This window comes from Paludibacterium purpuratum (assembly GCF_004363805.1).
Lineage (GTDB): Bacteria > Pseudomonadota > Gammaproteobacteria > Burkholderiales > Chromobacteriaceae > Paludibacterium > Paludibacterium purpuratum.
Map to the genome: position 1 here is coordinate 124,533 of NZ_SNZP01000011.1, position 24,581 is coordinate 149,113.

24 protein-coding genes are annotated in these 24,581 nt (G+C 61.1%); 14 read left to right on the forward strand and 10 right to left on the reverse strand.

Annotation, left to right across the window (positions count from 1 at the left end):
- The first annotated feature begins 3 nt into the window (after positions 1-3).
- Positions 4-888: a patatin-like phospholipase family protein gene (locus DFP86_RS14020; protein WP_133682279.1), complete on the forward strand. Its 885-nt coding sequence runs from the start codon at positions 4-6 to the stop codon at positions 886-888.
- Between the two features lie 41 nt (positions 889-929).
- Entirely contained in the window at positions 930-1,586 is a 657-nt protein-coding gene (locus tag DFP86_RS14025; RefSeq protein WP_133682282.1) for a glutathione S-transferase family protein, read from the forward strand.
- Between the two features lie 33 nt (positions 1,587-1,619).
- Here the strand turns inward: DFP86_RS14025 and dinB are convergent, their stop codons facing one another.
- Positions 1,620-2,681, reverse strand: coding sequence for a DNA polymerase IV (gene dinB, locus DFP86_RS14030; protein ID WP_133682284.1), 1,062 nt, complete (start codon positions 2,679-2,681; stop codon positions 1,620-1,622).
- Positions 2,682-2,910: 229 nt separating this feature from the next.
- Positions 2,911-3,381, reverse strand: coding sequence for a copper chaperone PCu(A)C (locus tag DFP86_RS14035; RefSeq protein ID WP_133682286.1), 471 nt, complete (start codon positions 3,379-3,381; stop codon positions 2,911-2,913).
- Positions 3,382-3,569: 188 nt separating this feature from the next.
- On the opposite strand from DFP86_RS14035, the gene DFP86_RS14040 reads away from it, so the two are divergent.
- Both DFP86_RS14040 and DFP86_RS14045 read left to right on the forward strand, forming a co-directional pair.
- Entirely contained in the window at positions 3,570-4,217 is a 648-nt protein-coding gene (locus DFP86_RS14040; RefSeq protein WP_133682288.1) for a MarC family NAAT transporter, read from the forward strand.
- A 143-nt stretch (positions 4,218-4,360) separates the two neighbouring features.
- Complete coding sequence (locus DFP86_RS14045) at positions 4,361-5,017, forward strand: HAD family hydrolase (protein ID WP_133682290.1); 657 nt, start codon at positions 4,361-4,363, stop codon at positions 5,015-5,017.
- Between the two features lie 50 nt (positions 5,018-5,067).
- Here the strand turns inward: DFP86_RS14045 and DFP86_RS14050 are convergent, their stop codons facing one another.
- From DFP86_RS14050 to DFP86_RS14085, 8 genes are all read right to left on the reverse strand, one after another.
- Entirely contained in the window at positions 5,068-5,754 is a 687-nt protein-coding gene (locus DFP86_RS14050; RefSeq protein WP_133682292.1) for an outer membrane beta-barrel protein, read from the reverse strand.
- Positions 5,755-5,978: 224 nt separating this feature from the next.
- A complete protein-coding gene (locus DFP86_RS14055; RefSeq protein ID WP_133682294.1) occupies positions 5,979-6,659 on the reverse strand; it encodes an outer membrane protein in 681 nt (226 codons plus the stop codon).
- A 100-nt stretch (positions 6,660-6,759) separates the two neighbouring features.
- Complete coding sequence (locus DFP86_RS14060; protein WP_133682296.1) at positions 6,760-7,620, reverse strand: sterol desaturase family protein; 861 nt, start codon at positions 7,618-7,620, stop codon at positions 6,760-6,762.
- Between the two features lie 264 nt (positions 7,621-7,884).
- A complete protein-coding gene (gene rodA / locus DFP86_RS14065) occupies positions 7,885-8,979 on the reverse strand; it encodes a rod shape-determining protein RodA (protein WP_133682298.1) in 1,095 nt (364 codons plus the stop codon).
- On the reverse strand, positions 8,960-10,936 hold the full coding sequence (mrdA, locus tag DFP86_RS14070; protein WP_133682300.1) for a penicillin-binding protein 2: 1,977 nt from the start codon (positions 10,934-10,936) through the stop codon (positions 8,960-8,962). The genes rodA and mrdA overlap by 20 nt, the downstream gene beginning before the upstream one ends.
- A gap of 2 nt (positions 10,937-10,938) precedes the next feature.
- Positions 10,939-11,442, reverse strand: coding sequence for a rod shape-determining protein MreD (mreD, locus tag DFP86_RS14075; RefSeq protein ID WP_133682302.1), 504 nt, complete (start codon positions 11,440-11,442; stop codon positions 10,939-10,941).
- A gap of 3 nt (positions 11,443-11,445) precedes the next feature.
- Positions 11,446-12,354, reverse strand: coding sequence for a rod shape-determining protein MreC (gene mreC / locus DFP86_RS14080; protein WP_133682304.1), 909 nt, complete (start codon positions 12,352-12,354; stop codon positions 11,446-11,448).
- Between the two features lie 84 nt (positions 12,355-12,438).
- Entirely contained in the window at positions 12,439-13,482 is a 1,044-nt protein-coding gene (locus DFP86_RS14085) for a rod shape-determining protein (RefSeq protein ID WP_133682305.1), read from the reverse strand.
- Positions 13,483-13,700: 218 nt separating this feature from the next.
- Here DFP86_RS14085 and gatC point away from each other — a divergent pair, with 218 nt between their 5' ends.
- The 10 genes from gatC (at position 13,701) to mraY (ending at position 24,574) form a co-directional block, all read left to right on the forward strand.
- A complete protein-coding gene (gatC, locus tag DFP86_RS14090) occupies positions 13,701-13,988 on the forward strand; it encodes an Asp-tRNA(Asn)/Glu-tRNA(Gln) amidotransferase subunit GatC (protein WP_133682308.1) in 288 nt (95 codons plus the stop codon).
- Positions 13,989-14,031: 43 nt separating this feature from the next.
- The gene (gene gatA / locus DFP86_RS14095; protein ID WP_133682310.1) at positions 14,032-15,483 is read left to right on the forward strand and encodes an Asp-tRNA(Asn)/Glu-tRNA(Gln) amidotransferase subunit GatA; all 1,452 of its coding nucleotides are present in this window, start codon (positions 14,032-14,034) and stop codon (positions 15,481-15,483) included.
- 18 nt (positions 15,484-15,501) lie between these two features.
- Positions 15,502-16,932, forward strand: coding sequence for an Asp-tRNA(Asn)/Glu-tRNA(Gln) amidotransferase subunit GatB (gatB, locus tag DFP86_RS14100; protein WP_133682312.1), 1,431 nt, complete (start codon positions 15,502-15,504; stop codon positions 16,930-16,932).
- A gap of 297 nt (positions 16,933-17,229) precedes the next feature.
- Positions 17,230-17,676 carry a division/cell wall cluster transcriptional repressor MraZ gene (mraZ, locus tag DFP86_RS14105; RefSeq protein ID WP_133682314.1) on the forward strand — a complete coding sequence of 149 codons (447 nt, stop codon included), beginning with the start codon at positions 17,230-17,232 and terminating at the stop codon, positions 17,674-17,676.
- Positions 17,673-18,635 (forward strand): 16S rRNA (cytosine(1402)-N(4))-methyltransferase RsmH, encoded by a 963-nt coding sequence (rsmH, locus tag DFP86_RS14110; protein ID WP_133682316.1) that lies wholly within the window; start codon positions 17,673-17,675, stop codon positions 18,633-18,635. Before mraZ ends, rsmH begins: the two co-directional genes overlap by 4 nt.
- A complete protein-coding gene (gene ftsL, locus DFP86_RS14115; protein WP_133682318.1) occupies positions 18,632-18,901 on the forward strand; it encodes a cell division protein FtsL in 270 nt (89 codons plus the stop codon). Before rsmH ends, ftsL begins: the two co-directional genes overlap by 4 nt.
- Positions 18,901-20,643: a peptidoglycan D,D-transpeptidase FtsI family protein gene (locus DFP86_RS14120; protein WP_133682320.1), complete on the forward strand. Its 1,743-nt coding sequence runs from the start codon at positions 18,901-18,903 to the stop codon at positions 20,641-20,643. Before ftsL ends, DFP86_RS14120 begins: the two co-directional genes overlap by 1 nt.
- A 14-nt stretch (positions 20,644-20,657) precedes the next feature.
- Entirely contained in the window at positions 20,658-22,148 is a 1,491-nt protein-coding gene (locus DFP86_RS14125) for a UDP-N-acetylmuramoyl-L-alanyl-D-glutamate--2,6-diaminopimelate ligase (protein WP_133682322.1), read from the forward strand.
- Positions 22,132-23,487, forward strand: a complete 1,356-nt coding sequence (locus DFP86_RS14130; RefSeq protein ID WP_133682324.1) for a UDP-N-acetylmuramoyl-tripeptide--D-alanyl-D-alanine ligase — start codon at positions 22,132-22,134, stop codon at positions 23,485-23,487. Before DFP86_RS14125 ends, DFP86_RS14130 begins: the two co-directional genes overlap by 17 nt.
- 1 nt (position 23,488) lies before the next feature.
- Positions 23,489-24,574: a phospho-N-acetylmuramoyl-pentapeptide-transferase gene (mraY, locus tag DFP86_RS14135; protein ID WP_133682326.1), complete on the forward strand. Its 1,086-nt coding sequence runs from the start codon at positions 23,489-23,491 to the stop codon at positions 24,572-24,574.
- Positions 24,575-24,581: the final 7 nt, after the last annotated feature.

Genomic DNA, 24,581 nt, shown 5'->3' on the forward strand with positions numbered 1-24,581 from the left:
AATATGAAGATGTGGAAGCAAGGCGCGCTGTTGGCGCTGATGGGGCTGTTGTCGGCCTGTGGTTCGATGCGAAAACCCGAGACGCCCCCGGCGGCGCCTGTGCATATCAAGATCGGTCTGGCCCTCGGCGGCGGCGCCGCCAAGGGCTTTGCCCATGTCGGCGTGATCAAGGTATTGGAAGCCAACGGCATCGTGCCCGACATTGTCACCGGCACCAGCGCCGGCAGCGTGGTCGGCAGCTTGTATGCCGCGGGCTATACCCCCGCGCAATTGCAGCAGATCGCATCGAAGTTGGACGAAACCAACCTGACCGACTTCACGCTGTCGAGCCGCGGCTTCATCAAGGGCGAACGCCTGCAGGCTTTCATTAATGCCGAGGTACAAAACCGTCCGATGGAAAAACTGGCCAAGCCGTTCGGTGCGGTGTCGACCGAACTCGACAACGGTCAGCGCGTGGTGTTCCGACTCGGCAACACGGGCCAGGCGGTGCGCGCCTCGGCCAGCATTCCGAACGTTTTCCTGCCGGTCGAGATCGCCGGCCGGCGTTACGTGGACGGTGGCCTGGTCAGCCCGGTGCCGGTGAGCGCAGCGCGAGAAATGGGGGCCGACCTGGTCATCGCGGTCGACATTTCCGCCCGCCCCAAAGCCGGCTCCGCTACCGGTTTTCTGTCGATCCTCGATCAGAGCCTGAACATCATGAGCGTGGCCGCCTTGGCCAGCGAATTGAAACAGGCGGACGTGGTGATTCGTCCGCAAGTGCAGAACATCGGTTCGGCGTCCTTCGATGCTCGCAACCAGGCGATTCGTGCGGGTGAGGTCGCCGCGCAGCAAGCGATTGTCCAGATCCGCGCCAAGCTGCAACAGAAGCAGCTGGCCATGACAAAGTAATGGCATACTGAGTTCGTGCCCACTTTTTCGAGGAGGAGTGCATGATCAAGTTGTATGGAGCACCGCTGTCGCCCTACTTCAACAAGGTAAAAATCGCCTTGCTCGAAAAGGGCGTGAACTTCGAGGAGGTGCTGACGCGGCCGTCCCAGGAGCCGGATCTCCTTGCCAAGAGCCCGATGGGCAAGATTCCGTTCGTGGAAATCGGCAACTTCCACTTGGCCGAATCCACCGCCATTCTCGAGTGGCTGGAAGACGCCTATCCGACTGCCAGCCTGTTGCCGGCCACACCCAATAGCCGGGCGCAGTCGCGCGAGCTGATGCACCTGTTCGACCTGTATGTGGGGCAGGGTTGCGTGGCCTTCCAGCGTCACGAGGTGTTTGGCGCACCGCTGGACGATGCCACCCGCGCTGAAGCGCGCGCGCTCATCATCCGCGGCTTGACCGCCGTGAGCAATCGCGCCGATTTCGGCCCATACCTGGTCGGCGAGTCGTTCAGCTATGCCGATCTGTCGGCTGCCAGCGTGTTGCCGATGCTGGAGTATGCCGGCAAAGCGCTTGGCGAGGATCTGTTGCAGTACTTGCCTGGGATGCACGATTACATGAAGCAGCTGGGCGAGCGCCAGACCGTGTCCAAGACCTGGGCCGGCTACTCGAAGACGCGCGCGTTTTTACTTGAGCAGGCAGCGGGTCCGCGCTGAGGTCTGGCCCGATGCGGGCTCGGACGCCAGCGTTCAATCGAAGAGCGGCAACTGCGCGGCGATTGTCGCCTCTTCTTCCGCCAGCTTGACGCCCACGCCCAACAAGCGCACCGGTTGCTCCCCACGGGCAAACCCCATTTGCATGAGTTGCGCGAAATGGGCGTCATCGAATGCACTGCCGATTTGCTCGACCGTGGTTTGCGTGAAGTCGGCGAACTTCAGCTTGCAGACAATGCCGCGAAAAGGCGGATTCCCCGCGCGGCCGAGCCTCTCCCGCAGCCGCTCTAGCAGCTCGGGCAGCGCCTGCAGGCAGGCGGCCAGATCCGGTAGATCGGTTGCATAGGTCTCTTCCACGCTGACGCTCTTGCGCACACGGTCGACGGATACCTCCCGCTCATCCTCGCCGCGCGCCAGCCGGTGCAAGCGTTCGCCGAAGCGGCCGAACTGGTGTAGCAGCTCGGCCAGCGACCATTGGCGCAGATCGCCGCAAGTCAGAATCCCCATGCGTTTCATCCGCTCGGCAGTCACTTTGCCGATTCCCGGCACCTTGCCCACCGGCAAAGCCGCCACGAATGCATCGATTTCGTGCGGCAAGATCACTTTCTGACCATCGGGTTTGTTCCAATCGCTGGCGACTTTGGCGAGAAACTTGTTCGGCGCGATGCCGGCTGAGGCAGTGATGCCGATTTCCTGGCGGATGCGATCGCGGATCGCTTTGGCCATCAGCGTCGCGCTGCCACGGCAGTGAGGTTGGCCCGTGACATCCAGGTAGGCCTCGTCCAGCGACAACGGTTCGATGCGGCTGGTGTAGTCGCCGTAGATTTGCATGATTCGATTGCTGGCCTCGCGATAGCGCGCCATATCCGGCGGCACGATCAACAGGCGGGGACAAAGCGTGAGCGCGCGTCGCGACGACATGGCGGAGTGAATGCCAAACTGACGGGCTTCGTAGTTACAGGTGGCGATGACCCCGCGGCTATCCGGGCGACCGCCTACGGCCAGCGGGATTCCGCGCCATGCGGGCGTGTCGCGCATCTCGATCGAGGCATAGAAACAGTCGCAGTCGATGTGGATAATCTTGCGGTCGGCGGGCATTTGGGTGCAAAGCGGGTTGGGGGAGCGATGAAAATGGAGCCGCCGACGCCCCGGGTCATCCTCCATCTTGTCCTTTTTTGGTGTGAACCTGGCTTGCTGGGGTATCGGCGGTGGGTATGTCAGCTCCGGAACTCAGTTTGCGCGTCCGGCGCGAAGGGGTAAAGCACCATGATGGATATTGCGATGCAGCATGTATGCTGCATGCAACGCCTATGCATTTGGTGCGGCTTTACATTTTCATCTGTTGCATATCGCCTTCAGTAGGCATATCGCGTACTTCGACCTGGATCTCCACCTTGCCGGCATGGGCAAAAGACAGCGTCAGCGGGAAGCGATCGCCGGTCTTGAGCGGTGCTTTGAGCCCCATCAGCATGATGTGCAGGCCCCCGGGGGCGAAATGTACCGGCTTGCCGGCCGGGATCGCGACGCCATCGGTCAGTTCGCGCATGCGCATGATGCCTTGATCCATGCTGCTCTGATGGATCTGTGTCTTGGCCGCAACGTCGCTACGCACCGTCAACAGCTTGTCGGTTTGGCCGCTGGCATTGCTGATATTCAGGTAGACGGCACCGTTGCTTGCCTGCATCGCCGTGCTGCGCGCCCAGACGCCGTCGATGGTTAGGTCGCCGACCTTGACGGGGTTTGCCAATGCCAATTGACTAACCAACAGCAGTAGCAAACCGGTAAAAAATTGTTTCATACATCCTCACGGAGCTAGATTATGACACCCGGTAAGCTACCACGATGCCTCCAGGGTGGAATGCGACAAATTGCCACAGCATCTTATGCTAATCTGCGACGTCAAACTATTTAACCTGGACGAATGGCGACGCTTTGGCATTTGCCGCCGTAGAATGGGCCGCCTCGACCTCTTTGGTTGCTAACTTCATGTTCAAGACCTTTTTTCTGCAGTTTCTGTTCGGCGGGTTGATCAGCCTGGTGACCATCACCAACCCCCTGTCCAAGATTCCGTTGTTCGTCACGCTGACCCAGGGCATGAGCGAGGTGCGTCGCAGACAGCAGGCTAAAAAGGCGGCTGTCTATGCCGGCCTGATCATGGCCGTGAGCTTATTGGCCGGCAACGTGATTCTGGCCGTTTTCGGCATTTCCTATGGCGCGCTGCGCATTGCCGGCGGCTTCGTGGTGGCGGTGCTGGGCTATCGCATGCTGTTCATGTCGCAAGATCCGGGACAGGCACCCAAGCCGCAGAACAACCGCGAGGACTACTCCTTCTTCCCGTTGGCCATGCCGGGCATTAGCGGACCGGGCACCATCGCCGTGGTCATCGGCATCGCCACCGAAATCGCCGAGCAACCCTCGCTACCTGCCAAGATGCTGGCGTTCGGCATGACCTTCGCGGCGATCTTCCTGACCAGCCTAGGCATGTGGCTCGTGCTGCGTTCCTCGGCGCTGTTGTCGGAAAAGATGGGCCGTAACGGCACGGAGGTGATGACCCGGTTGCTGGGCTTTCTGTTGATCTGCGTCGGGGTGCAGTTCGTCGGCTCCGGGATTCGCAGTTTTATGGCCGGCTCCTGATTTGTAGTTTAATTACCTCAAGAAAAAGCCTGCCCCCGTCTCGGTGGGCGGGCTTTTTTCTATCTTGATCTGAATTTGATCATTGTCATGGTGCGATGCGGAATTGAAATGTAGTTTTATTTCAAAACCAATGGAATAAAGCCATGACGATCAAAGCTGTGCTATTCGACCATGACGGAACGCTGGTCGACTCCGAGATCATCCACTATCGACTGTGGTGCGAGGTGCTTGGCGCGCATGACGTCGAATTGTCGCTGGATGATTATCGACAGCATTATGTCGGCGTGCCGGGCGACGAGAATGCGCGCGACATGGTGCGGCGCTTCGGCTTATCGGCGGCTCCCGACGCGTTGTTTACCGCCAAGGACGATGCCACCCGGGCCTATTTGCATGCGCGTGCTTTTCCCTTGATGCCCGGTGTGCCGGAAGTGCTGCAAGCCTGCCGCCGCCGGCGCTGCGATTTGGCGGTGGTGACCGGTGCCAACGCTCAAGGGGTGACGGCCTCGTTGCGCGAACACAACTGCTTTGCGCACTTCGCCACGATGGTGACGCGCGACGACGTGGCCTATAGCAAGCCCGAACCGGATGTTTATCTGTTGGCACTGGAACGTTTGGAACTACTGCCGTCCGAGTGCGTGGCGGTCGAGGATACCGAAGCCGGTCTGCAAGCCGCGCTGGCGGCTGGTTTGCGCTGTGTGGCGGTACCGACCGATCTGTCGCGCGAACAGGACTTCACCGGTGCCTCGGCCCGTTGCGACAGTCTGATGGATGCCTGGGCGTGGATCGATCGCCAGGACTGACCTGGGAAAGCCGCAGTACGACCGCGGCTTCCTCCGATCAATCGCCCGCCTTAGAAGTTGTAGCCAGCCATCACATTCATCCGCCACATCCGTGGCTTATTGGATATGGTGCTTGTGAGAGTGTTACCAAGGGAGTTGGCCGTCGCTTTGCCAACCTGGGTTTGATTGAAACCGATATATTCCCCTTCCATGCGCAGTTGCCATCCGCTCTTCCATGCTCTGGTCGCGCCCGCACCGAGGCCGATGCCTCGTAGTTTGCCACTGGACCAACCCTCGAATTGGCCCTTGGCCTGGTGATAGCCCAGCTTGCCGAACAGTAGCCAGTTGTCGCCCAGTTGCTTGCCGGCCAGGGCATAGACCGCCGTATGCTGCGACAGGGTGAACTTTGGCCCCTGCCCGTAGGTATTGTCCTTGGTTAAGTAGTCGGTACTACTACGTTTGCCGGGCTCCAGGTTGATGCCGGCACCCGCCACCCAGGTCGGTGCGATTCTCTCCGTCCAGGAAAAGTCCAGTATGGGTACTGCCGTATGTTGCGAAGCACTATCCGATGTCGTGTTCGTGATGACAGGCCCTACCGAGGGTGTGTATTCATTCTTGCGAGTCGCCTTGTGATCGAGTTGGGCCATGGAGATCCCTACGGCGATGGCCGGGCCGGTAAAGGGATCGTTGTCCGCGGCCAGGGCCGCGCCGCTGGCCAGTGTGCAGGCGGTCAAAACCAGTAATCGTGTGGTGTGCATCTGTGGCTCCTGAGAAAGCGCAGCGCATCGGCGATGCACTGCGAGTTGTTCACGGAACCCGATGGTATGGAATGGGGCGGAGCTTGGTTATCGGAAAGGATTGTGAAGTGTATGGGAAATTTCTTATATTTCTGCCGGGTGTCGGCGCGCGACATAGGCGAGTGTGCGCAAGGCAAAGCCGAGGAGCATGCCGCGGCTTCGAAGCATGGCCCATCGCGGCTGAATTAGAAGCGATAGGTCAACAAGACGTTACCGCGCGCTTGGCCATACTCGGCATCGTAAGCCTTGACGCCGCTATAAGCCACCGAGTAATTGCTGAAGGGGACGGATTGCACTTCCATTCGTAGGCTGAGCTGTTTATTGAAAGCTCGCTCCGCGCCGAAACCGAGGCCGAAGCCGTTTAGCGTATGCTTGTGCTTCCCAGAGACGGTCGAACCATACTCGGCACGCGCCTGGTGATAACCCAGCGAGCCGTAGAGTTGCCAGTTGTCGCTCAAGCGGTAGCCCGGCTGAAAGTAGAGGGCAACGTGCCGTTTGAGTTTCATCGAAGCTTTGTCTTCGCGGTTGCCAACTTTGGCTAATTGTATGTCGCCGGCATCGACAGTGGCCAGGTCGGCACGAAAGCCGATGGTGCCGATCCAGCGCTCGCTAAGCGGGAAGCCATACGACAAGTCGGCAGTCGGGGTGAGGAAGCCTTGTCTTGTGCCATGTGCCGACCATATCGTGTCAGCGGATGCCATGTACACTCCCATGCGATATGCCGGCGTGGTGTAGATTTGATGACGGCCCACGCCCGCGCTCAGGCCGAGGCCGGCGCGAAAGCCGGTGAATGGGTCTTCCCCCGCCAAAGCATCGGCGCCCGCAAGAATGCCTAAGGTAAGAAGCAATGGCTTTGAAAGGTGCATGCTGAGCTCCTGAAGAATCACTAGGTTTGGGAGTCAGCAGTATAAAAATCCGAATCGATGCCTTATGCAGGGCGATGCCTTATGTGAGATCGGCCAATTCCTATTTTGTATCGTTCCGTGCGGCGATCAGTGCTTCGACCCGCTCCGGCGGCGCGAGCAGCATCATCAGTTTGTGTCGCCAGCCGCGAGCCGTTACCAGGTCGTTCAGCATGTCCCGCCACTCCCAGAAGGTCACCCGCAAAGGGTTGAAACTGGTGACCGGTTTGACTGTGCCGAATTGGCACGGCTCGTCGTCGCGTTCGTCGACATAGGTGCCGAACAGGCGATCCCAGATCACCAAAACACCGGCATAGTTTTTGTCGAGGTAGACCGGGTTCTTGGCGTGATGGCAGCGGTGTATCCGCGGAGTGTTGAATACATACTCCAGTACCCCCAGTCGACGACATAGGCGGGTGTGCACAAAGAATTGATACGCCAGGTTGAGCAGCACCACCGCGATGATCGACTGCGGGGGAAAGCCGACCCAGGCCAGCGGCAGCCAGAACAGCCACATGCCGGCGACGGGGTACATCAAGCTCTGACGGAACGCGGTGGAAAAATTCATGCGCGTCGAGCTGTGATGGACGCTGTGCGCGGCCCAAAACCAGCGCACACGGTGGCTGGCGCGGTGAAACCAGTAATAGAGGAAATCCTGCAGCAGAAACAGTGCCAACGCACTCTGCCAGCCCGGTGCCATGGCGAATAAGTGGTGCCGTTCGGCGAGCCAGGAAAACAGCGGCAGGGTGAGGAACCAGGCCAATTTGTCGGCACCCTGATGCAGGAGCGCCAGCGTGGCGTTGCACAGCGAGTCGGCCAGGCTGTAATACTCGCCACGACCGCGCCGGCGCCAATAAAGGAATTCGCTGCCGACGAACAGCAAGAATAATGGCGACATCGCCAGCAGAATCAGTTCGACATCCATGGACGTGGGGACTCCGACCGCAATTGATTGACCAATAGTCATGATAGTGGCATTGCCGGGTTTTGCCTAGCGGTCGGCAACGTCGCCGGCTTGGCGGCGAAACTCAAGAAACGCGCGTGCAGAAGAACCCGCCATGGCGCCCGACAAAGCGCAGACATCGGGGCTGCGCTTTGTGTTGTCGACGGCGCCTTGATGGTATTAAGGCAGGGTGTGTGTGACAAGAGAAGCGCTAGAAGCGTTCTCGTTGCAATCCGAATCGATGCCTTACTTACGTAGCTTGCCGATGCTCATCAACATGCCGGTGCCGATGAACAAGGTGACGGTGGCCGTACCGCCGTAGGACACAAAGGGCAATGGCACACCGACAACCGGCAGAATGCCCGAAACCATGCCCATATTGACGAAGGCGTAGAAGAAGAACGACAGCGTGATCGAGCCTGCCATCAGCCGGCCGTACAATGTCTGGGCGCGGGCGGTGATCATCAGCCCGCGGCTGATGATCAATAGATAGAGGCCGACCAGAATCAGGTTGCCGATCATGCCGAACTCTTCCGAGAACACGGCGAAAATGAAGTCGGTGGTGCGTTCCGGGATGTAGTCGAGGTGCGTTTGGGTGCCGTTGAGCCAGCCCTTGCCGATCGGCCCGCCGGAGCCGATGGCGATCATCGACTGGATGATGTGATAACCGGCCCCGAGCGGATCGCTCATCGGATCGATCAGCGTCAGAATCCGCTTTTTCTGGTAATCGTGCATGACGTGCCAGATAACCGGCAGGCTGGCCGCGAATACGGCCAAGCCGCCGACGATCACGCGCCAGGACAGGCCGGCGAAGAACAGCACGAAGAATCCGGCCGCCATGATCAGCGTGGCGGTACCGAGGTCGGGCTGTTTGAGAATCAGCCCGACCGGCAGCAGCATCAGCGCGATGGCGACCAGGAAATGCCACCAGCGCAGACTGGCTTCGTGCTTCTGGAAGTACCAGGCAATCATCATCGGCAGCGCGATCTTCATGATTTCCGACGGCTGGATGCGGGTAAAGCCCAGCGACAACCAGCGCGTCGAGCCGTTGACGGTGATGCCCTTGAAATGCACCGCCACCAGGAGCAATAGTCCGACCAGGTAAAGCGGTGGGCCGAAGTGCATGATCATCTGCGGGCGAGAGCGGGCGATCAGCCACATGATGGTCAGCGACAGCATGGTATAGACAAGCTTGTTGTCGATCTTGTCGAAGCTCTGGTTCGAAGCCGAGTAGAGAACCAGCAGACTCAACATGAAAATCAGGCCGAGGAATAGCATCAACCAGCCGTCGAGCGGTTCGATCAGCTTTGCCCAAAGGCGCTTAAGGATTTGCGACTTCATCGCTTGCAGCCTTTTTTGCGGGAGCGGGCGCCTGCACGATGGGCAGGGTCGCGGTCTTGAGTGAGTCGGCGATGGCCGGCGGTACTCGGCCTGTCAGGTAGAAATCGAACAGCTGGCGCGCGATCGGCGCTGCCGCCCCCGCACCCCAACCGCCGTTCTCCACGATCACCGCGATGGCGATCTTCGGATGATCCACCGGCGCGAAGGCGATGAACCAGGAGTGGTCTCGATTCTGCTCCGCCAGCGACGCGGCGTTGTATTTTGCGCCTTGCTTGATTGCGACCACCTGCGCCGTGCCGGTCTTACCGGCCATGGTATAGGTCAGTCCGGCACCGATGGCACCGGCGGTGCCGCCCGGCTTAAGTACGCCGGCCATGCCCTGCTTGATGTAGTCGAAATAGGTCTGCGGGAACGGCAGTTGATGGGTCGGCGAGGTGTTGACCCGCGATTCGCGCCCGGTCTTCACATCGACGATCGACTCGACCAGGTGCGGCGTGAACAATTTGCCGTCGTTGGCCATGGTGGCGGTGGCATTGGCCATCTGCAAGGGCGTGTAGGAGTTGTAGCCCTGGCCGATACCGATACTGACCACGTCGCCGGGCAGCCATTTCTGCGCGGCCGGCCCCAGTTTGGCAAAGCGCCGCGCTTTCCACGCCTTGGACGGCAGCACGCCGGTCAATTCGCCGTCGAGGTCGATACCGGTTTTGCTTCCCAACCCGAACTGACCGACCACCGGCGCAATGCGGTCGATGCCCATATCCCAGGCGAGCTTATAGAAGAAGGTGTCGCTGGATACCGTGATGGCCTTTTGCAGGTTGACCATCCCATGACCCTTTTTATCGGCGTCGCGGAATTGGTGGCTACTGCCGGGCAGTACGAAGAGGCCCGGCGCCGCGCGGATGTCGTCCATCTTGATGATGCCGGACTCCAGTGCCGCCATGGCCATGAAAGGCTTGAAGGTCGAGCCCGGCGGATAGATGCCGCGCAGTGCGCGGTTGACCAGCGGCTTATGCCAGTCGGTGTTGAGCGAGGTCCAGGTCTGGCTGTCGATGCCGTCGATGAACAGGGTCGGATCGAAGCCGGGCTTGGAGAGGAAGGCCAGTACGCCGCCATCGTTGGGGTCGATGGCCACCAGCGCGCCGCGCCGGTCGCCGAATAGTTGGTCGGCGATTTCCTGCAGGCGGATGTCCAGCGCCAGCTTCAAGGTATTGCCGTTGACCGGCGGCGTGCGCTTGAGCGAACGGATGGCGCGGCCGCCGGAGTCGGTCTCGACCTCTTCGAAGCCCACTTGTCCGTGCAATTGATCCTCGTACACCGCTTCGATACCGGTCTTGCCGATATAGGTGGTGCCGCGATAGTTGGTGGTCTTGTCGTCGTCTTCGAGCTGCTGTTTTTCTTTGGGGTTGATGCGGCCGATATAGCCGAGCGCGTGGCTGGTCAGTTCCTTGAACGGATAGTCGCGGAACAGTCGTGCCTTGACCTCGACACCGGGGAAGCGCCACATGTTGGCCGCCAGCCGTGCGGCCTCTTCGTCGGTCAGCTTGACCTTGAGCGGCAGGGTTTCGAAATCCTTGGCGTCTTCCTGGAATTTACGGAAGCGCTTCATGTCGCGCGGCGTGATGTCGACCAACTGCTTGAGTTGCTCGATGGTGGCGTCCATGTTGTCGATCTTGCTGGGCGTCAATTCCAGCGTGTACGACGAGTAGTTCTGCGCCAGTACCACGCCGTTGCGATCCAGGATCAGGCCGCGGTTGGGCAGGATCGGCACCAGCGAGATGCGGTTGTTCTGGGCGAGGGTGGTGAAGTGCTGATATTGCACGACCTGCAGCCAGATAAAGCGGCCGACCAGCAGTACGAACATCAGCAGCATGAAGGCGTAGGCTACCACCAGGCGCAACTGGAACTGGTTTTCCTCGGAGCGCAGGTTTTTCAGGCTGGTCAGTTTCTCGCGCGCCATGGTCAGACTTTATGCGATCGGTAGGGCAGCAACAGCAGCTTGGTCAAGAGGGGCCACAGGATGGCGCCGGTCAACGGCGGCAGGAAATAGGACCAGCCGATGAAGGCCGATCCGGTTGCCATGCGCGTGGCCACCATGATGATCTGGTTGGCGAGCATCAGCGCCAATACGGCGAGGGTCTGCTGCCCGAGGTTGAACATGATCAGTTGGCGCTGGCGCAATAGGGCCAGGTAGCTGGTGATCGAGTAGGCCAATGCGTGCTGGCCGAACATGCCGGTCGATGCCACGTCGGCGATGATGCCGAGCGTGAAGGCGGTGCCGACGCTGACGCGGCGCGGTTGATTGATTACCCAATAGAGAATCAACAGCGCGATGAAGTCCGGCAGCCACAGTACCGTGCTCACCGGCAACGGCAGTAGGTCGATCAGAATGGCCAAGACGAAGCTCAAGTAAATAAAGCGTCGCCGAACCGGCTTCAGTAGTTCTTTCGGTCGGTCAAACGACATGGCCTACTCCGTGGAATCGTCGGGTTGGGTCTTGCCCTTTTTGGGCGCGGGGACGACAGGCTCGGTCGGGCGCGTCGGAACATTGCTCTTTTCCTTCAACACCAACACGTAGCGCCCCTTTTGCACGCCGGCAGTAGGCATGGAGGTCACGCGGATGAAGGCGCTGTCCGGATTGCGTTCCACGCGGGTGACGAAAGCGACCGGGATGCCCTCCGGGTACAAACCGTCGATGCCGGAGGTGATCATCAGATCGCCGGGGCGCACGTCGGCGTGGATCGGCAAGTAACGCGCCTCGACGCCGCCGCCGTAGCCGTACAGGATCGCGCGCAGTCCGGTACGCTGAATGGTCACCGGTACCATCAGCGTTTTGTCGGTGATCAGGGTGACTTCGGCGGTCAGTGGTTGCACGCGGGTGATCTGGCCGATCAGTCCGCGGTCGTCGACGACCGGTTGGCCGGGATGCAGTTGCGAGTCCTGGCCCTTGTCGACAATGATCTTATAAGAGAACGGATCGCGCCCGGTGTAGAGGATTTCGGCTAGGCTTGCGGCGTCGGAACGTTCGCTCTTGAGTTGGTTGAGCGTGCGTAGCGCCTCGAAATCGCGCTCGGTGGACTCCAGCCGCTGTACGCGCGACAGCAAGATCATCTGCTGGCGGCGCAGCACTTCATTTTCCGCCTGCAGCGTGCTTTGCGTGGTCAGGAAGTCGTCGATGCGGCGAGCGGCGACCAGCGGGAAGTTGATTGCGCGCTGCAACGGATAAAACAACACCGACATGCCCTGGCGGGTGTATTCCATCAACCCGTACTGGCTGTCGCCGACCAAAAGGGCGACCGACAGCGCGACGCAGATGGCGAGACGCGTGCCGGGAGAGAGTCCCTGACGAATGAAACTGGGATTATTGGCGAAATCCATCAGACCCTGCGTTCCCCTAGAGGGGCATGACTGGTTGCGCATGCCCGCGGCGCCGTCCGGTGCCGCGGGATGGGATGCAACGTATTAAGGTACGTTGGTGAAGATGGTGCCGATCTTGTCCATCTTCTCCAGTGCCTTGCCCGAACCGCGTACCACGCAGGTCAGCGGTTCTTCGCCGACGAACACCGGCAGGCCGGTTTCTTCGGCCAACAGGCGATCGATGTCCTTCAACAGCGCACCGCCGCCGGTCAGAACCATGCCCTTCTCGGCGATGTCGGCGCCCAGTTCCGGCGGGGTCTGTTCCAGCGCGATCTTCACGGCAGACACGATCTGGTTCAGCGGCTCGGTCAGCGCTTCGAGAATTTCGTTCGAAGACACGGTGAAGGAACGCGGAATGCCTTCGGCCAGATTACGGCCCTTGACTTCCATTTCGCGCACTTCGGCGCCCGGGAAGGCGGAACCGATGGTCTTCTTGATTTCCTCGGCGGTGGTTTCGCCGATCAGCATGCCGTAGTTGCGGCGAATGTAGTTGATGATGGCTTCGTCGAACTTATCGCCGCCGACGCGCACCGAGTTGGAGTACACCACGCCGCCGAGCGAGATCACGCCCACTTCGGTGGTGCCGCCACCGATGTCCACCACCATCGAGCCGGTCGGCTCTTCCACCGGCAGGCCGGCGCCGATGGCGGCTGCCATCGGTTCTTCGATCAATTCGACGCGACGGGCGCCGGCCGCCAGGGCCGAATCCTTGATCGCGCGGCGTTCAACCTGGGTCGAACCGCAGGGTACGCAGATCACGATGCGCGGGCTGGCGGAGAAGAAACGGCTCGGGGTGACCTTCTTGATGAACTGCTTGAGCATCTGTTCGGTCACGGTGAAATCGGCGATAACGCCATCCTTCATCGGGCGGATTGCCTGGATCGAGCCCGGGGTACGACCGAGCATCTTCTTGGCTTCCAGGCCGACGGCCAGGATGGATTTTTTGTTGGTCGGCGCATCGTTATGGATGGCGACTACCGAGGGTTCATCGAGCACAATGCCCTTGCCGCGCATGTAGATCAGGGTGTTTGCGGTGCCAAGGTCAATGGCGAGGTCATTCGAAAAATATCCGGTTAGCGAACGAAACATTGGGTCGATCCTGGTTCAGTTGTCCGTTGACGGGCGCCGGGCTCAAGCCCGAAAGTCCCTGAGTTTACACTTGAATCCACCCCGGCTGCTGACTCTTGGGCCGGACAGTGCCACCCATCCATCGGCATGTGCCGCAGTGATGCATCAATCTTGGGAGAATCAAACGGGCTATGATACCCTATTACTCTTGAAAGATTAAAGGTTTTAAAGAGGACGCCATGTCACTGACGCAGCAAGATGTCGCGCGCATCGCTAAATTGGCCCGCATCGCCGTCACCGAACAGGAAATCGATGCCATCGGTCAGCAACTGAATGACATTTTCGGCTTGATCGAAAAAATGCAGGCGGTTAATACCGACAACGTCGAACCGATGGCGCACCCGCAGGACGTCGCGTTGCGCCTGCGCGCCGATGCGGTGACCGAACAGGATCGGCGCGACGCCTTCATGGCGCTGGCGCCGCAGACCGAAGCCGGTCTGTTCCTGGTGCCCAAGGTCATCGAATAAGCTTGATCGGCGCAGTGCGCCCCATGAATGGAATGACACAACAATGATCAATGCCTCGCTCAAGGCGCTGGCGGGCCAACTGGCCGCCGGAACCGTTTCCAGCGAAGAGCTCGCCCGGGCTTATCTCGACCGTATCGAGACCCTGAATCCGCTGCTCAATGCTTTTATCTCCCTGGATCGCGATAAAACGCTGGCCGAAGCCCGCGCCGCCGACGCCCGTCGCGCGGCGGGTTCGGCCGGTCCTTTGACCGGCGTGCCGCTGGCGCACAAAGATCTGTTCTGCCAGCAAGGCTGGAAGACCTCTTGCGGTTCGCGCATGCTCGACAACTTCGTCTCGCCTTACGACGCCCATGTGGTCGAGCAGTGCAAGGCCGCCGGCATGGTGACGCTCGGCCGCACCAATATGGATGAATTCGCCATGGGTTCGTCCAACGAGAACTCCTGGTACGGCCCGGTGAAAAACCCGTGGGATGTCAATGCCATTCCCGGCGGTTCCTCCGGCGGTTCCGCGGTGGCGGTTGCGGCACGGCTGACCCCGGTGGCGACCGCTACCGATACGGGCGGTTCGATCCGTCAGCCGGCTTCGCACTGCGGCATCACCGGCCTCAAGCCGACCTACGGCGTGGTCAGCCGCTACGGCATGGTGGCGTTCGCCTCGTCGCTCGATCAGGGCGGTGTGGTGGCCCAGACCGCGGAAGACTGCGCGCTGATGCTGAATGTGATGGCCGGTTTCGATAAGCGCGATTCGACCAGCGTCGAGCGCGCCGCCGAAGATTACGCGCGCGATTTGGCGCGGCCGCTCGCCGGTCTCAAGGTTGGCCTGCCGCGCGAATACTTTGCCGAGGGTCTGTCGCCCGAGGTGGCGCGCGTAGTCGAGGCCGCCGTGGCCGAATTGAAGAAACAAGGTGCGACGGTGGTCGACGTCAGCCTGCCCAACACCGCGTTGTCGATCCCGTCTTACTATGTGATCGCGCCGGCCGAAGCGTCGTCCAACCTGAGCCGTTACGACGGTGTGCGCTATGGCCACCGTGCCGCCGAATACGCCGATCTGGTCGATATGTACGAAAAAACCCGCGCCGAAGGCTTCGGCGCCGAGGTTAAGCGTCGCATCATGGTCGGTACCTATGTGTTGTCGCATGGCTACTACGATGCCTACTACATCAAGGCACAGAAGATCCGCCGCCTGATCGCCAACGATTTCGTCGAAGCATTCAAGTCCTGCGACGTGATCCTCGGACCGGTCGCGCCGACCGCCGCTTTCGATCTGGGTAGCATGAACAACGATCCGGTGGAAATGTACCTCTCGGACATCTACACCCTGTCGGTCAACTTGGCCGGCCTGCCGGGCATGAGCGTGCCGGCCGGCTTTGCCGCCAACGGCCGGCCGATCGGACTGCAACTGATCGGCAACTACTTCGGCGAGGCGCGCCTGTTGAACGTGGCGCACCAGTTCCAGTTGGCCACCGACTGGCATACGCAGCAACCTGCGCTGTAATCAGGAAAGAACAGCCATATGAAATGGGAAGTCGTCATCGGTCTGGAAGTGCATACGCAGCTCTCGACCGTTTCCAAGATCTTTTCCGGCGCCTCGACTGCGTTCGGCGCGGCGCCGAATACCCAGGCCTGCAATATCGACCTGGCCTACCCGGGCGTGCTGCCGGTATTGAACGAGGCCGCGGTCGACAAGGCGATCCGCCTGGGCTTGGCGCTGGGGTCCAAGATCAATCAGAAGAACGTCTTCGCGCGTAAGAACTACTTCTATCCCGATCTCCCCAAGGGCTATCAGATCAGTCAGATGGACTTGCCGGTGGTCGAGGGCGGCCAGATCGCCATTCAGTTGGGCGACGAAGAGAAGGTCATTCGCCTGACCCGCGCGCATCTGGAGGAAGATGCCGGCAAGAGCCTGCACGAGGACTTTCATGGCCTGTCCGGCATCGACCTCAATCGCGCCGGCACGCCGCTGTTGGAAATCGTCTCCGAGCCGGATATGCGCTCGGTGGAAGAGGCCGTCGCCTACGCCCGCGCGCTGTATACCCTGGTGACTTGGCTCGGCATCTGCGACGGCAATATGCAGGAAGGCAGCTTCCGCATGGACGTCAACGTGTCGGTGCGGCCGCAGGGGCAAGAAGCCTTCGGTACCCGGCGCGAGATCAAGAACCTGAACTCGTTCCGCTTTTTGGAGCAGGCCGCGAAATACGAAATCCAGTGGCAGATCGATCAGCTTGAGGATGGCGGCAAGATTCAACAGGCGACCGTGTTGTTCGACCCGGATACCGGCGAGACGCGCATGATGCGCAGCAAGGAAGACGCGCACGATTATCGTTACTTCCCCGATCCGGATCTGCTGCCGGTGCGTATCGGCGACGAATGGATCGCCCGCGTCAAAGGCGAGATGCCCGAGCTACCGGAGCAGATGAAGGCGCGCTTTGCCGAGCAATACGGCCTATCGGCCTACGATGCGGCATTGTTGACTGCCAGCCTGGCGCAGGCGCGCTACTTCGAGGCGGCCGCCGGCGATTGCGGTCAAGGCAAGTTGGTCGCCAACTGGATCAATGGCGAGATCGCTGCGCGCCTCAATCGCGATGGCGGCGATATCGCCGCTTGTCCGATCGGGCCGCAACGCCTGGCCGGTTTGGTTATGCGCATCGCCGACGCCACGCTGTCGAGCAAGCTGGCCAAGCAAGTGTTCGACGCGATGTGGGACTGCGATCTGTCCGCCGATGCCATTATCGAGCGCGATGGGTTGAAGCAGGTCTCGGACGTCGGCGCCATCGAGAAGATGGTCGAGGATGCCATCGCCGCCAACCCCAAGGCGGTGGAAGAGTTCCGAGCCGGTAAGGAGAAGGCGCTCAACGCGCTGGCCGGGCAGGTGATGAAGGCTTCGAAGGGCAAAGCCAATCCGGCGCAGGTACTTGAAATACTCAAGAACAAATTGACTGCTTGATTGTAAAGCGCTCGATTTAAGGAGGCCGGTCGCGACCGGCTTCCTTTATTTTGATGGATACTTACTACAGATTGTGGTTTTTTCCCATTTCACACCCCACATTCAGTGCTTTGTTTAAGGTACTGATTTGACAGGGTTTCTCTCTTACTCCCCTGTGCCTAAGTCATTGTCTCATAAGGCGAATTAGCCGTTCCCGATATTGACCGTGGAGAACTTCTTTCTTATAGTGGCGAAAAGTGGGACAAAGTGGGTTAAAGTGGAGAATGAAACCGGTAACGGGAAGTGTGAGCGAATGAAATGATCGGCGGTGTCAGTGTTGTCTCTCTCGATAGTAAAGGTCGCTTGGCCATTCCGGCCCGGCACCGGGAGACGCTGTTGTCCGCATTCGGCCACAAATTGGTGGTGACGCTCGAATCTTCCGACCATCTGTTGATGTATCCCGAACCCAATTGGCGTCCGGTCGAAGCGCGCTTGCTGGCGCTGCCGAGCGGCAATCCCACCCTCAAACGTTACCAGCGCCTGGTGCTCGGCCACGCCGAGACCCTGGAGATGGATAGCGCCGGTCGTATCCTGCTGCCCGCTCGCCTGCGCGAGCTGACCGGCCTGGACAAGGAAGTGGCGTTGGTCGGCATGGGTAACCGCTTCGAATTGTGGAATGCCCAGGAATGGGACGACCAGACCAACGCCGCGCTTGAATTGAGCCAGGAAGACCTGGCCGCGCATCTTGGAGATTTCACGCTGTGACCGCTGCCCCCTTTGTGCACCAAACGGTGCTCCTGAACGAGGCTGTCGCCGCACTCGCCGTCCGTCCGGATGGCGTGTACGTTGACGGCACCTTCGGGCGTGGCGGCCATAGTCGGCTGATTCTTTCGCGTTTGGGCGCCAACGGGCGCCTGATCGCATTCGACAAAGACCCCGAGGCAGTCGCCGTCGGTCAGCGGCTCGCCGCCGAAGACCCGCGCTTCACGTTGGTGCACGACGGCTTTGCATCGTTGGCCCGCGCACTCGATCAACTCGGTATCCCCTCCGTCGACGGCATTCTGCTCGACCTCGGTGTGTCCTCGCCGCAGATCGACGACGGCCGGCGCGGCTTTAGCTTCCGCTTTGACGCCCCGCTCGACATGCGTATGGATACCACCAGGGGCATGACCGCGGCCGAATGGCTGGCATCGGCCGACGAAGCGGAAATCAGAGAGGTAATCAAAACCTATGGTGAAGAGCGGTTTGCTCGCAAGATCGCAGCAGCCATTGTTGCGCAACGGGCTGTCCAGCCCCTCGCGACGACGCGTGAGCTCGCTGTCCTCGTTGGGAAAAACGTCCATACTCGTGAGCCGGGGCAGGACCCCGCAACGCGGACTTTCCAAGCGATAAGAATTCATATCAACGGCGAACTGGACGAGCTGCACACCGTGCTACCGCAAGCCGTCGGTCGACTGGCACCGGGCGGTCGCCTGGCTGTGATCAGCTTCCATTCGCTGGAAGACCGCATTGCCAAGCTGTTCTTGCGCGACGCGAGCCAGGCCGACAAGCTGCCCTCCTGGGTGCCGGTTCGTGCCAGCGACCTTCCCGAGGCGCCGATGAAACTGATCGGCAAGCCCGTGCGCGCGGGCGAAGCGGAACTCGGCGCCAACCCGCGTGCGCGTAGCGCCATCATGCGTGTGGCCGAGCGTACCGCGGGCGATTGGCACGGGGAGGCGGCATGAACAAGCTCAACGCCATCCTGCTCGCACTGGTCGTGTTCTGCTCTTGGTCGGTGGTGACCTCGCAGCATGTGTCGCGCATGCTCTATAGCGATCTGCAGAAGGAACAAAAATCGCAGCAGCAACTGGATGTCGAATATGGTCAGTTGATGCTGGAACAAGGAACCTGGGGCGCGCACGCCGTGATCGAGAAAGCGGCGCAGACGCGGTTGGGTATGCATACCCCCGATCCGCGCCAGGTTCAGGTCGTGACGGCGGGGGCAACCTGATGAAGGTCTACCAGCCCGCCAAGCGGTTCGTTCCGCCTCCCCCCGCCCTGCGCATGTCGACAGGGCGTGTCCGTTTTATGCTCGCGGCCATGGGGCTGCTGTTCGCCGGCTTGATCGGACGCGCCATTTATCTGCAAGTGGCGCAGCAGGACTTCCTGGTCAATCAAGGCGATGCGCGCTTCCGTCGTTCGCTGGTGCTGGAGGCCAACCGCGGCCTGATCACCGACCGCAACGGCGAGCCGTTGGCCATCAGTACCCCGGTGCAGACCATCTGGGCCAGCCCCGCCGACATGGAGCCGGTGCCGCCGGCCAAGCTGCGCGAGCTGGCGCGCTTGCTGGAAATGTCGCCGGAAGAGGTCGATAGCAAGCTGTCCGACCACAAGCGCGAATTCGTTTACCTCAAGCGCCAGATCAGCCCCGAGCTTGCGACGCAAGTGATGGCGCTCGGTATCCCCGGCATCGCCAAGCAACAGGAATTCCGCCGCTTCTATCCGGCCGGCGATATCTTCGCCCACATCATCGGTTTCACCGGTGTGGACGGTAAAGGCCAGGAAGGCGCCGAACTGGCGCGCGAGAAGATGCTGGCCGGCAGCAATGGCCGTCGCGTGGTGGTCAAGGATCGTCGCGGCCACATCATCGAGGATGTCGGTCCGGTCGAGCCGCCGCGCGATGGTCAGACCCTGATGTTGGCGGTCGACCAGCGCATCCAGTACCTGGCGTCGCGCGAACTCAAAAGCGCGGTGGAAAGCAATAAGGCCAAGGCCGGCTCCGTGGTGGTGCTCGACGCGCATAGCGGCGAATTGCTGGCGTTGGCCAACTACCCGACCTACAACCCGAACAATCGCCAGGGCGTGACCACCGAAATGATGCGCAACCGCGCGGTGATCGACACCTTCGAACCTGGCTCGACCATGAAGCCGTTGTCGATCTCGGTGGCGCTGGAAGAGGGCAAGGCCAACGTCCATACCGTGCTCGACACACACCCGTACATGATCGGACCTGCGCGCATCCACGACGTGACCGACTCCGACCGCCTCGACATCGAGGGCATCATCAAGAAGTCGAGCAACGTCGGTGCCAGCAAACTGGCATTGATGGTGTCGCCGCATGACTTCTGGAGTTACTACGACTCGCTCGGCTTTGGCCGTTCGCCGGATACCGGCTTCCCCGGCGAGGCTTCCGGCCGTCTGCGCGATTGGAAGACCTGGCGCCCGATCGAGCAGGCCACCATGTCGTTCGGCTACGGCGTGTCGGTCAGCCTGCTGCAGATGGCGCGTGCCTACACCATTTTCACCAATCACGGCGAAATGATGCCGGTGTCGCTGTATCGAACCGGCTCGCCGCTACCCGGCAAACGTGTGCTGCCGGCCAACGTCGCCGATGAAATGCGCGACGTGCTGATCGCCAACAGCGAACCGGGCGGCGGCGCTGTCGGCGGTCGCATTCTGGGCTACAGCATCGGCGGCAAGAGCGGCACCGCGCGCAAACTGGTCGGCAACAGCTATGTGGCCGACAAGCACCGTGCACTATTTATCGGTTTTGCCCCGGGCAAGGCGCCGAAGATGATCGTGGCCGTGATGATCGACGAGCCCACGGCCGGGAAATATTACGGTGGCGCCGTGGCGGCACCGGTTTTTGCCAATGTGGCCGGTGGTGCGTTGCGGATTCTCAACGTGCAACCGGATCAGCCGTACAACAACACCCTGTTGCCGGCAACCACGCCGATACCGGCGGATTTTTAAAGAAAACGAGATAAATGTTCAGCCGTTTGTCACCGTTGCCGGACTGGAATCCGGCGGATCTCGACCAACTCGGTGTCGCCGTCAAGCGCGTCGAGTCGGATAGCCGACGCATCGTGCCGGGCGACGTGTTTCTCGCCTTCGGCGGTGCGTTCGCCGATGGCCGCCAGTTCATCCCGATGGCCATCGCCAACGGTGCGGTCGCCGTGCTGTGGGATCCCGCGGACGGTTTTGCCTGGAAAGACGAATGGCAGGTGCCCAATCTGGCACTGCCCGATCTGCGTCTCTACGCCGGCATCATCGCCAGCCACGTTGCCCAGGATCCGAGCAAGAGCATGCGCGTGATCGGCATTACCGGTACCAACGGCAAGACGTCGCTGTCGCACTGGCTCGCCCAGGCGTTCTCCCTGCTGGGGCAGAAGGCGGCGCTGATCGGCACCGTCGGCAACGGCATCTACGGCGAATTGACCGAAACCACCCACACCACGCCCGACCCGGTGACCATCCAGCACAAGCTGGCCGAATACCGTCGCCAGGGCGCGCACGTCGTCACCATGGAAGTGTCGTCGCACGGCCTGGATCAGGTGCGTGTCAACGGCGTGCAGTTCCATACCGCGCTGTTCACCAATCTGACGCGCGACCACCTCGATTATCACGGCACCATGGAAGCGTACGGCGCCGCCAAGGAGCGTCTGTTCCACTGGCAGGGGCTGCAGAACGCCATCGTGAATGTCGACGACGATTTCGGCCGTGCCATGGTCGGTCGCCTGGATCGCCAACAGGTGCGTGTCATCACCTATGGCCTGGAGCAAGGCGATGTACGCCCGCTGTCGCTATCCAATTCGCTCGACGGCCTGCAGATGCGCGTTACCACGCCGTGGGGCGAGGTCGATATCCGTAGCGGCCTATTGGGGCGCTTCAACGCCGCCAACCTGTTGGCAAGCCTGGCGACGCTGTGCGCCGGCGGCGTCGATCTGACGATTGCCGCGCAAGCGCTGGGTAAGATCCAGCCGGCCCGCGGTCGCATGCAATGCATCGGCGGCGCGCACGAACCGCTGGTGGTGGTCGACTATGCCCACACCCCCGACGCACTCGACAAGGCGCTGTCGACCTTGGCGGAAATCCGCCCGTCCGGCAGCCGGCTGTTCTGCGTCTTCGGCTGTGGCGGCGATCGCGACAACGGCAAGCGGCCGATCATGGGCGGGATCGCCGAAAGCTTGGCCGACGTCACCGTGCTGACCAGCGACAATCCGCGCAGCGAAGACCCGATGGCGATCATCAACCAGGTGCTCGCCGGCATGAAGCAGCCCGGGCATGTGGAATCCGACCGCGAGCAGGCGATCCATTGGGCTGTCGAACAGGCTCGCGCCGGCGACATCATTCTGATCGCCGGCAAGGGGCACGAAGAGTACCAGGACATCAACGGCGTCAAACGGCCGTTCTCGGACTTCCGCGTGGCGGAAGAGGCGCTGACCGAATGGGGCAAGACACATGATGACGCTATCTGAAGCCGCACGCCTGGCGGGCGGTGTACTGCACGGTAGCGATGCCGACGTGACGCGGGTCGTGACCGATAGTCGAGCCATTCAGGCCGGCGATCTGTTCGTGGCGCTCAAAGGCGAGCGCTTCGATGCGCACGATTTTGTGGCCGGCGCGCTAGAAAAGGGCGCCGCTGGCGCGATCGTGGCCGAGGGTTTTGCGCTGGAGGGCGCCAATCTGATCGTGGTGGACGACACCCGATTGGCGTTGGGCCGCCTCGCCGCCGGCTGGCGCGCACGTTTCGATATGCCGCTGATCGGCATTACCGGCTCCAACGGCAAGACCACCGTCAAGGAAATGCTGGCCGCCATCCTGCGCGCGTATGTCGGCGAGGACGCCGTGCTGGTGACCGCCGGCAACTTCAACAACGACATCGGTTTGCCGCTGACTTTGCTCGGCCTGAACCGGAACCATCGCTTCGCCGTGATCGAAATGGGCATGAACCATACCGGCGAGCTGGCATATCTGTCCGCACTGGCGCGTCCGGATGTGGCGCTGATCAACAATGCGCTGCGCGCCCATCTGGGGCAGTTCGACTCGGTGCAAGCCATCGCGCACGCCAAGGCTGAGATTTTCGACGGCCTGGGCGACCAGGGTATCGCGGTCTTCAACGCCGAAGATGCCAATGCCGATCTGTTTGCCGCGGCCGCCGGCAAGCGCCCCATGTTGCGCTTCGGACTGAAAACCGGCGATGTGCGCGCGCTGAACTACACCCTGGGCAACGATGGCAGCAGCGTGACGCTGCATACCCCGCTGGGCGAGTTGGCCGTGCGGGTACCGGCCCCGGGCGAGCATAACGTCAAGAATGCCTTGGCCGCCGCCTCGCTGGCGCTGGCGCTGGACGTGCCGGCCGCCGCCATTACGCGCGGTCTGATGGGGTTCCAAGGCGTCAAGGGACGACTACAGAAGAAGATCGCCAAGAACGGTGCCACCGTGCTTGACGATACCTACAACGCCAATCCGGATTCGATGAAGGCCGGTTTGGCGGTGCTGTCGAAGCGCGCCGCGCCGCGTTGGTTCGTGATGGGCGACATGGGCGAATTGGGCGAGGGCGCCGCGGCGTTGCATGCCGAAGTCGGCCAGAACGCGCGCGAGCTGGGGATCGACATGCTGGTCACGTTAGGCCAGGAGAGCCGTGCCGCCTGCGAAGCCTTCGGCGCGCCGGCAAGACATTTCGAAGCGATCGAGCCCTTACTCGCCTGGCTGAACACGGCCTTGCCGTATAACGCCAACGTGTTGGTCAAGGGCTCGCACTTCATGAATATGGATCGTGTCGTCGACCACCTGGTCGGCCAGAAGGGGAATTGAAGTGTTGCTTTGGTTAGCCGATTTGCTTGCGCATCATATCCGCGCATTCAGTGTTTTCAACTACGTCACGCTGCGGGCCGTGCTGGCATCGCTGACGTCGTTGGGGATCTCGCTGTTCATGGGCCCGATACTGATCCGCAAGCTGACCGAACTGAAGGCCGGGCAGGCCGTGCGTTCGGATGGCCCGCAAACCCACTTGGTCAAGGCCGGTACGCCGACCATGGGCGGCACATTGATTCTGCTGTCGATCACCCTGACCGTGCTGCTGTGGGCCGACCTGCGCAACAAGTATGTCTGGCTGCTGCTGGCGGTGATGCTCAGCACAGGCGCCGTCGGCTTCTACGACGACTGGCGCAAGGTGGTGTATCGCGATCCGAAGGGTATCTCGGCGCGCGCCAAGATGTTCTGGCAATCGGTCATCGCCATCGGCGCCGGGGTGATTTTGGCAGGTACCGCCAGCCTGCCGGCGACGACCGAGTTTATCGTGCCGTTCTTCAAGAACGTCATCTATCCGTTCGGCGTCATCGGCTTTTGCGTGCTGACCTACCTGGTGATCGTCGGTGCCTCCAATGCCGTCAATCTGACCGATGGCCTGGACGGGTTGGCCGCGTTGCCGACCGTACTGGTTGCCGCCGCGCTGGCCATTTTCGCCTATATCGCCGGCCACGCCGTGTTTTCCAAGTACCTGGGCATGCCGTTCATCCCCGGCGCGCATGAAGTGGCGGTTTTCTGCGCTGCGATCTGCGGCGCCTGCCTGGGCTTTTTGTGGTTCAACGCCTACCCGGCCCAGGTGTTCATGGGCGACGTGGGCGCGCTGGCGCTGGGCGCCGCGTTGGGTTTGGTGGCGGTGATCGTGCGCCAGGAAGTCGTGTTCTTCATCATGGGCGGTCTGTTCGTGATGGAGGCGTTGTCCGTGATGATCCAGGTCGCCTCGTTCAAGCTGACCGGCAAGCGCGTGTTCCGCATGGCACCGCTGCATCATCACTATGAACTGAAGGGCTGGAAGGAAACGCAAGTGGTCGTGCGTTTCTGGATCATCACCATGATGCTGGTGCTGATCGGCCTGTCCACCATCAAGCTGCGTTGAGGATGAC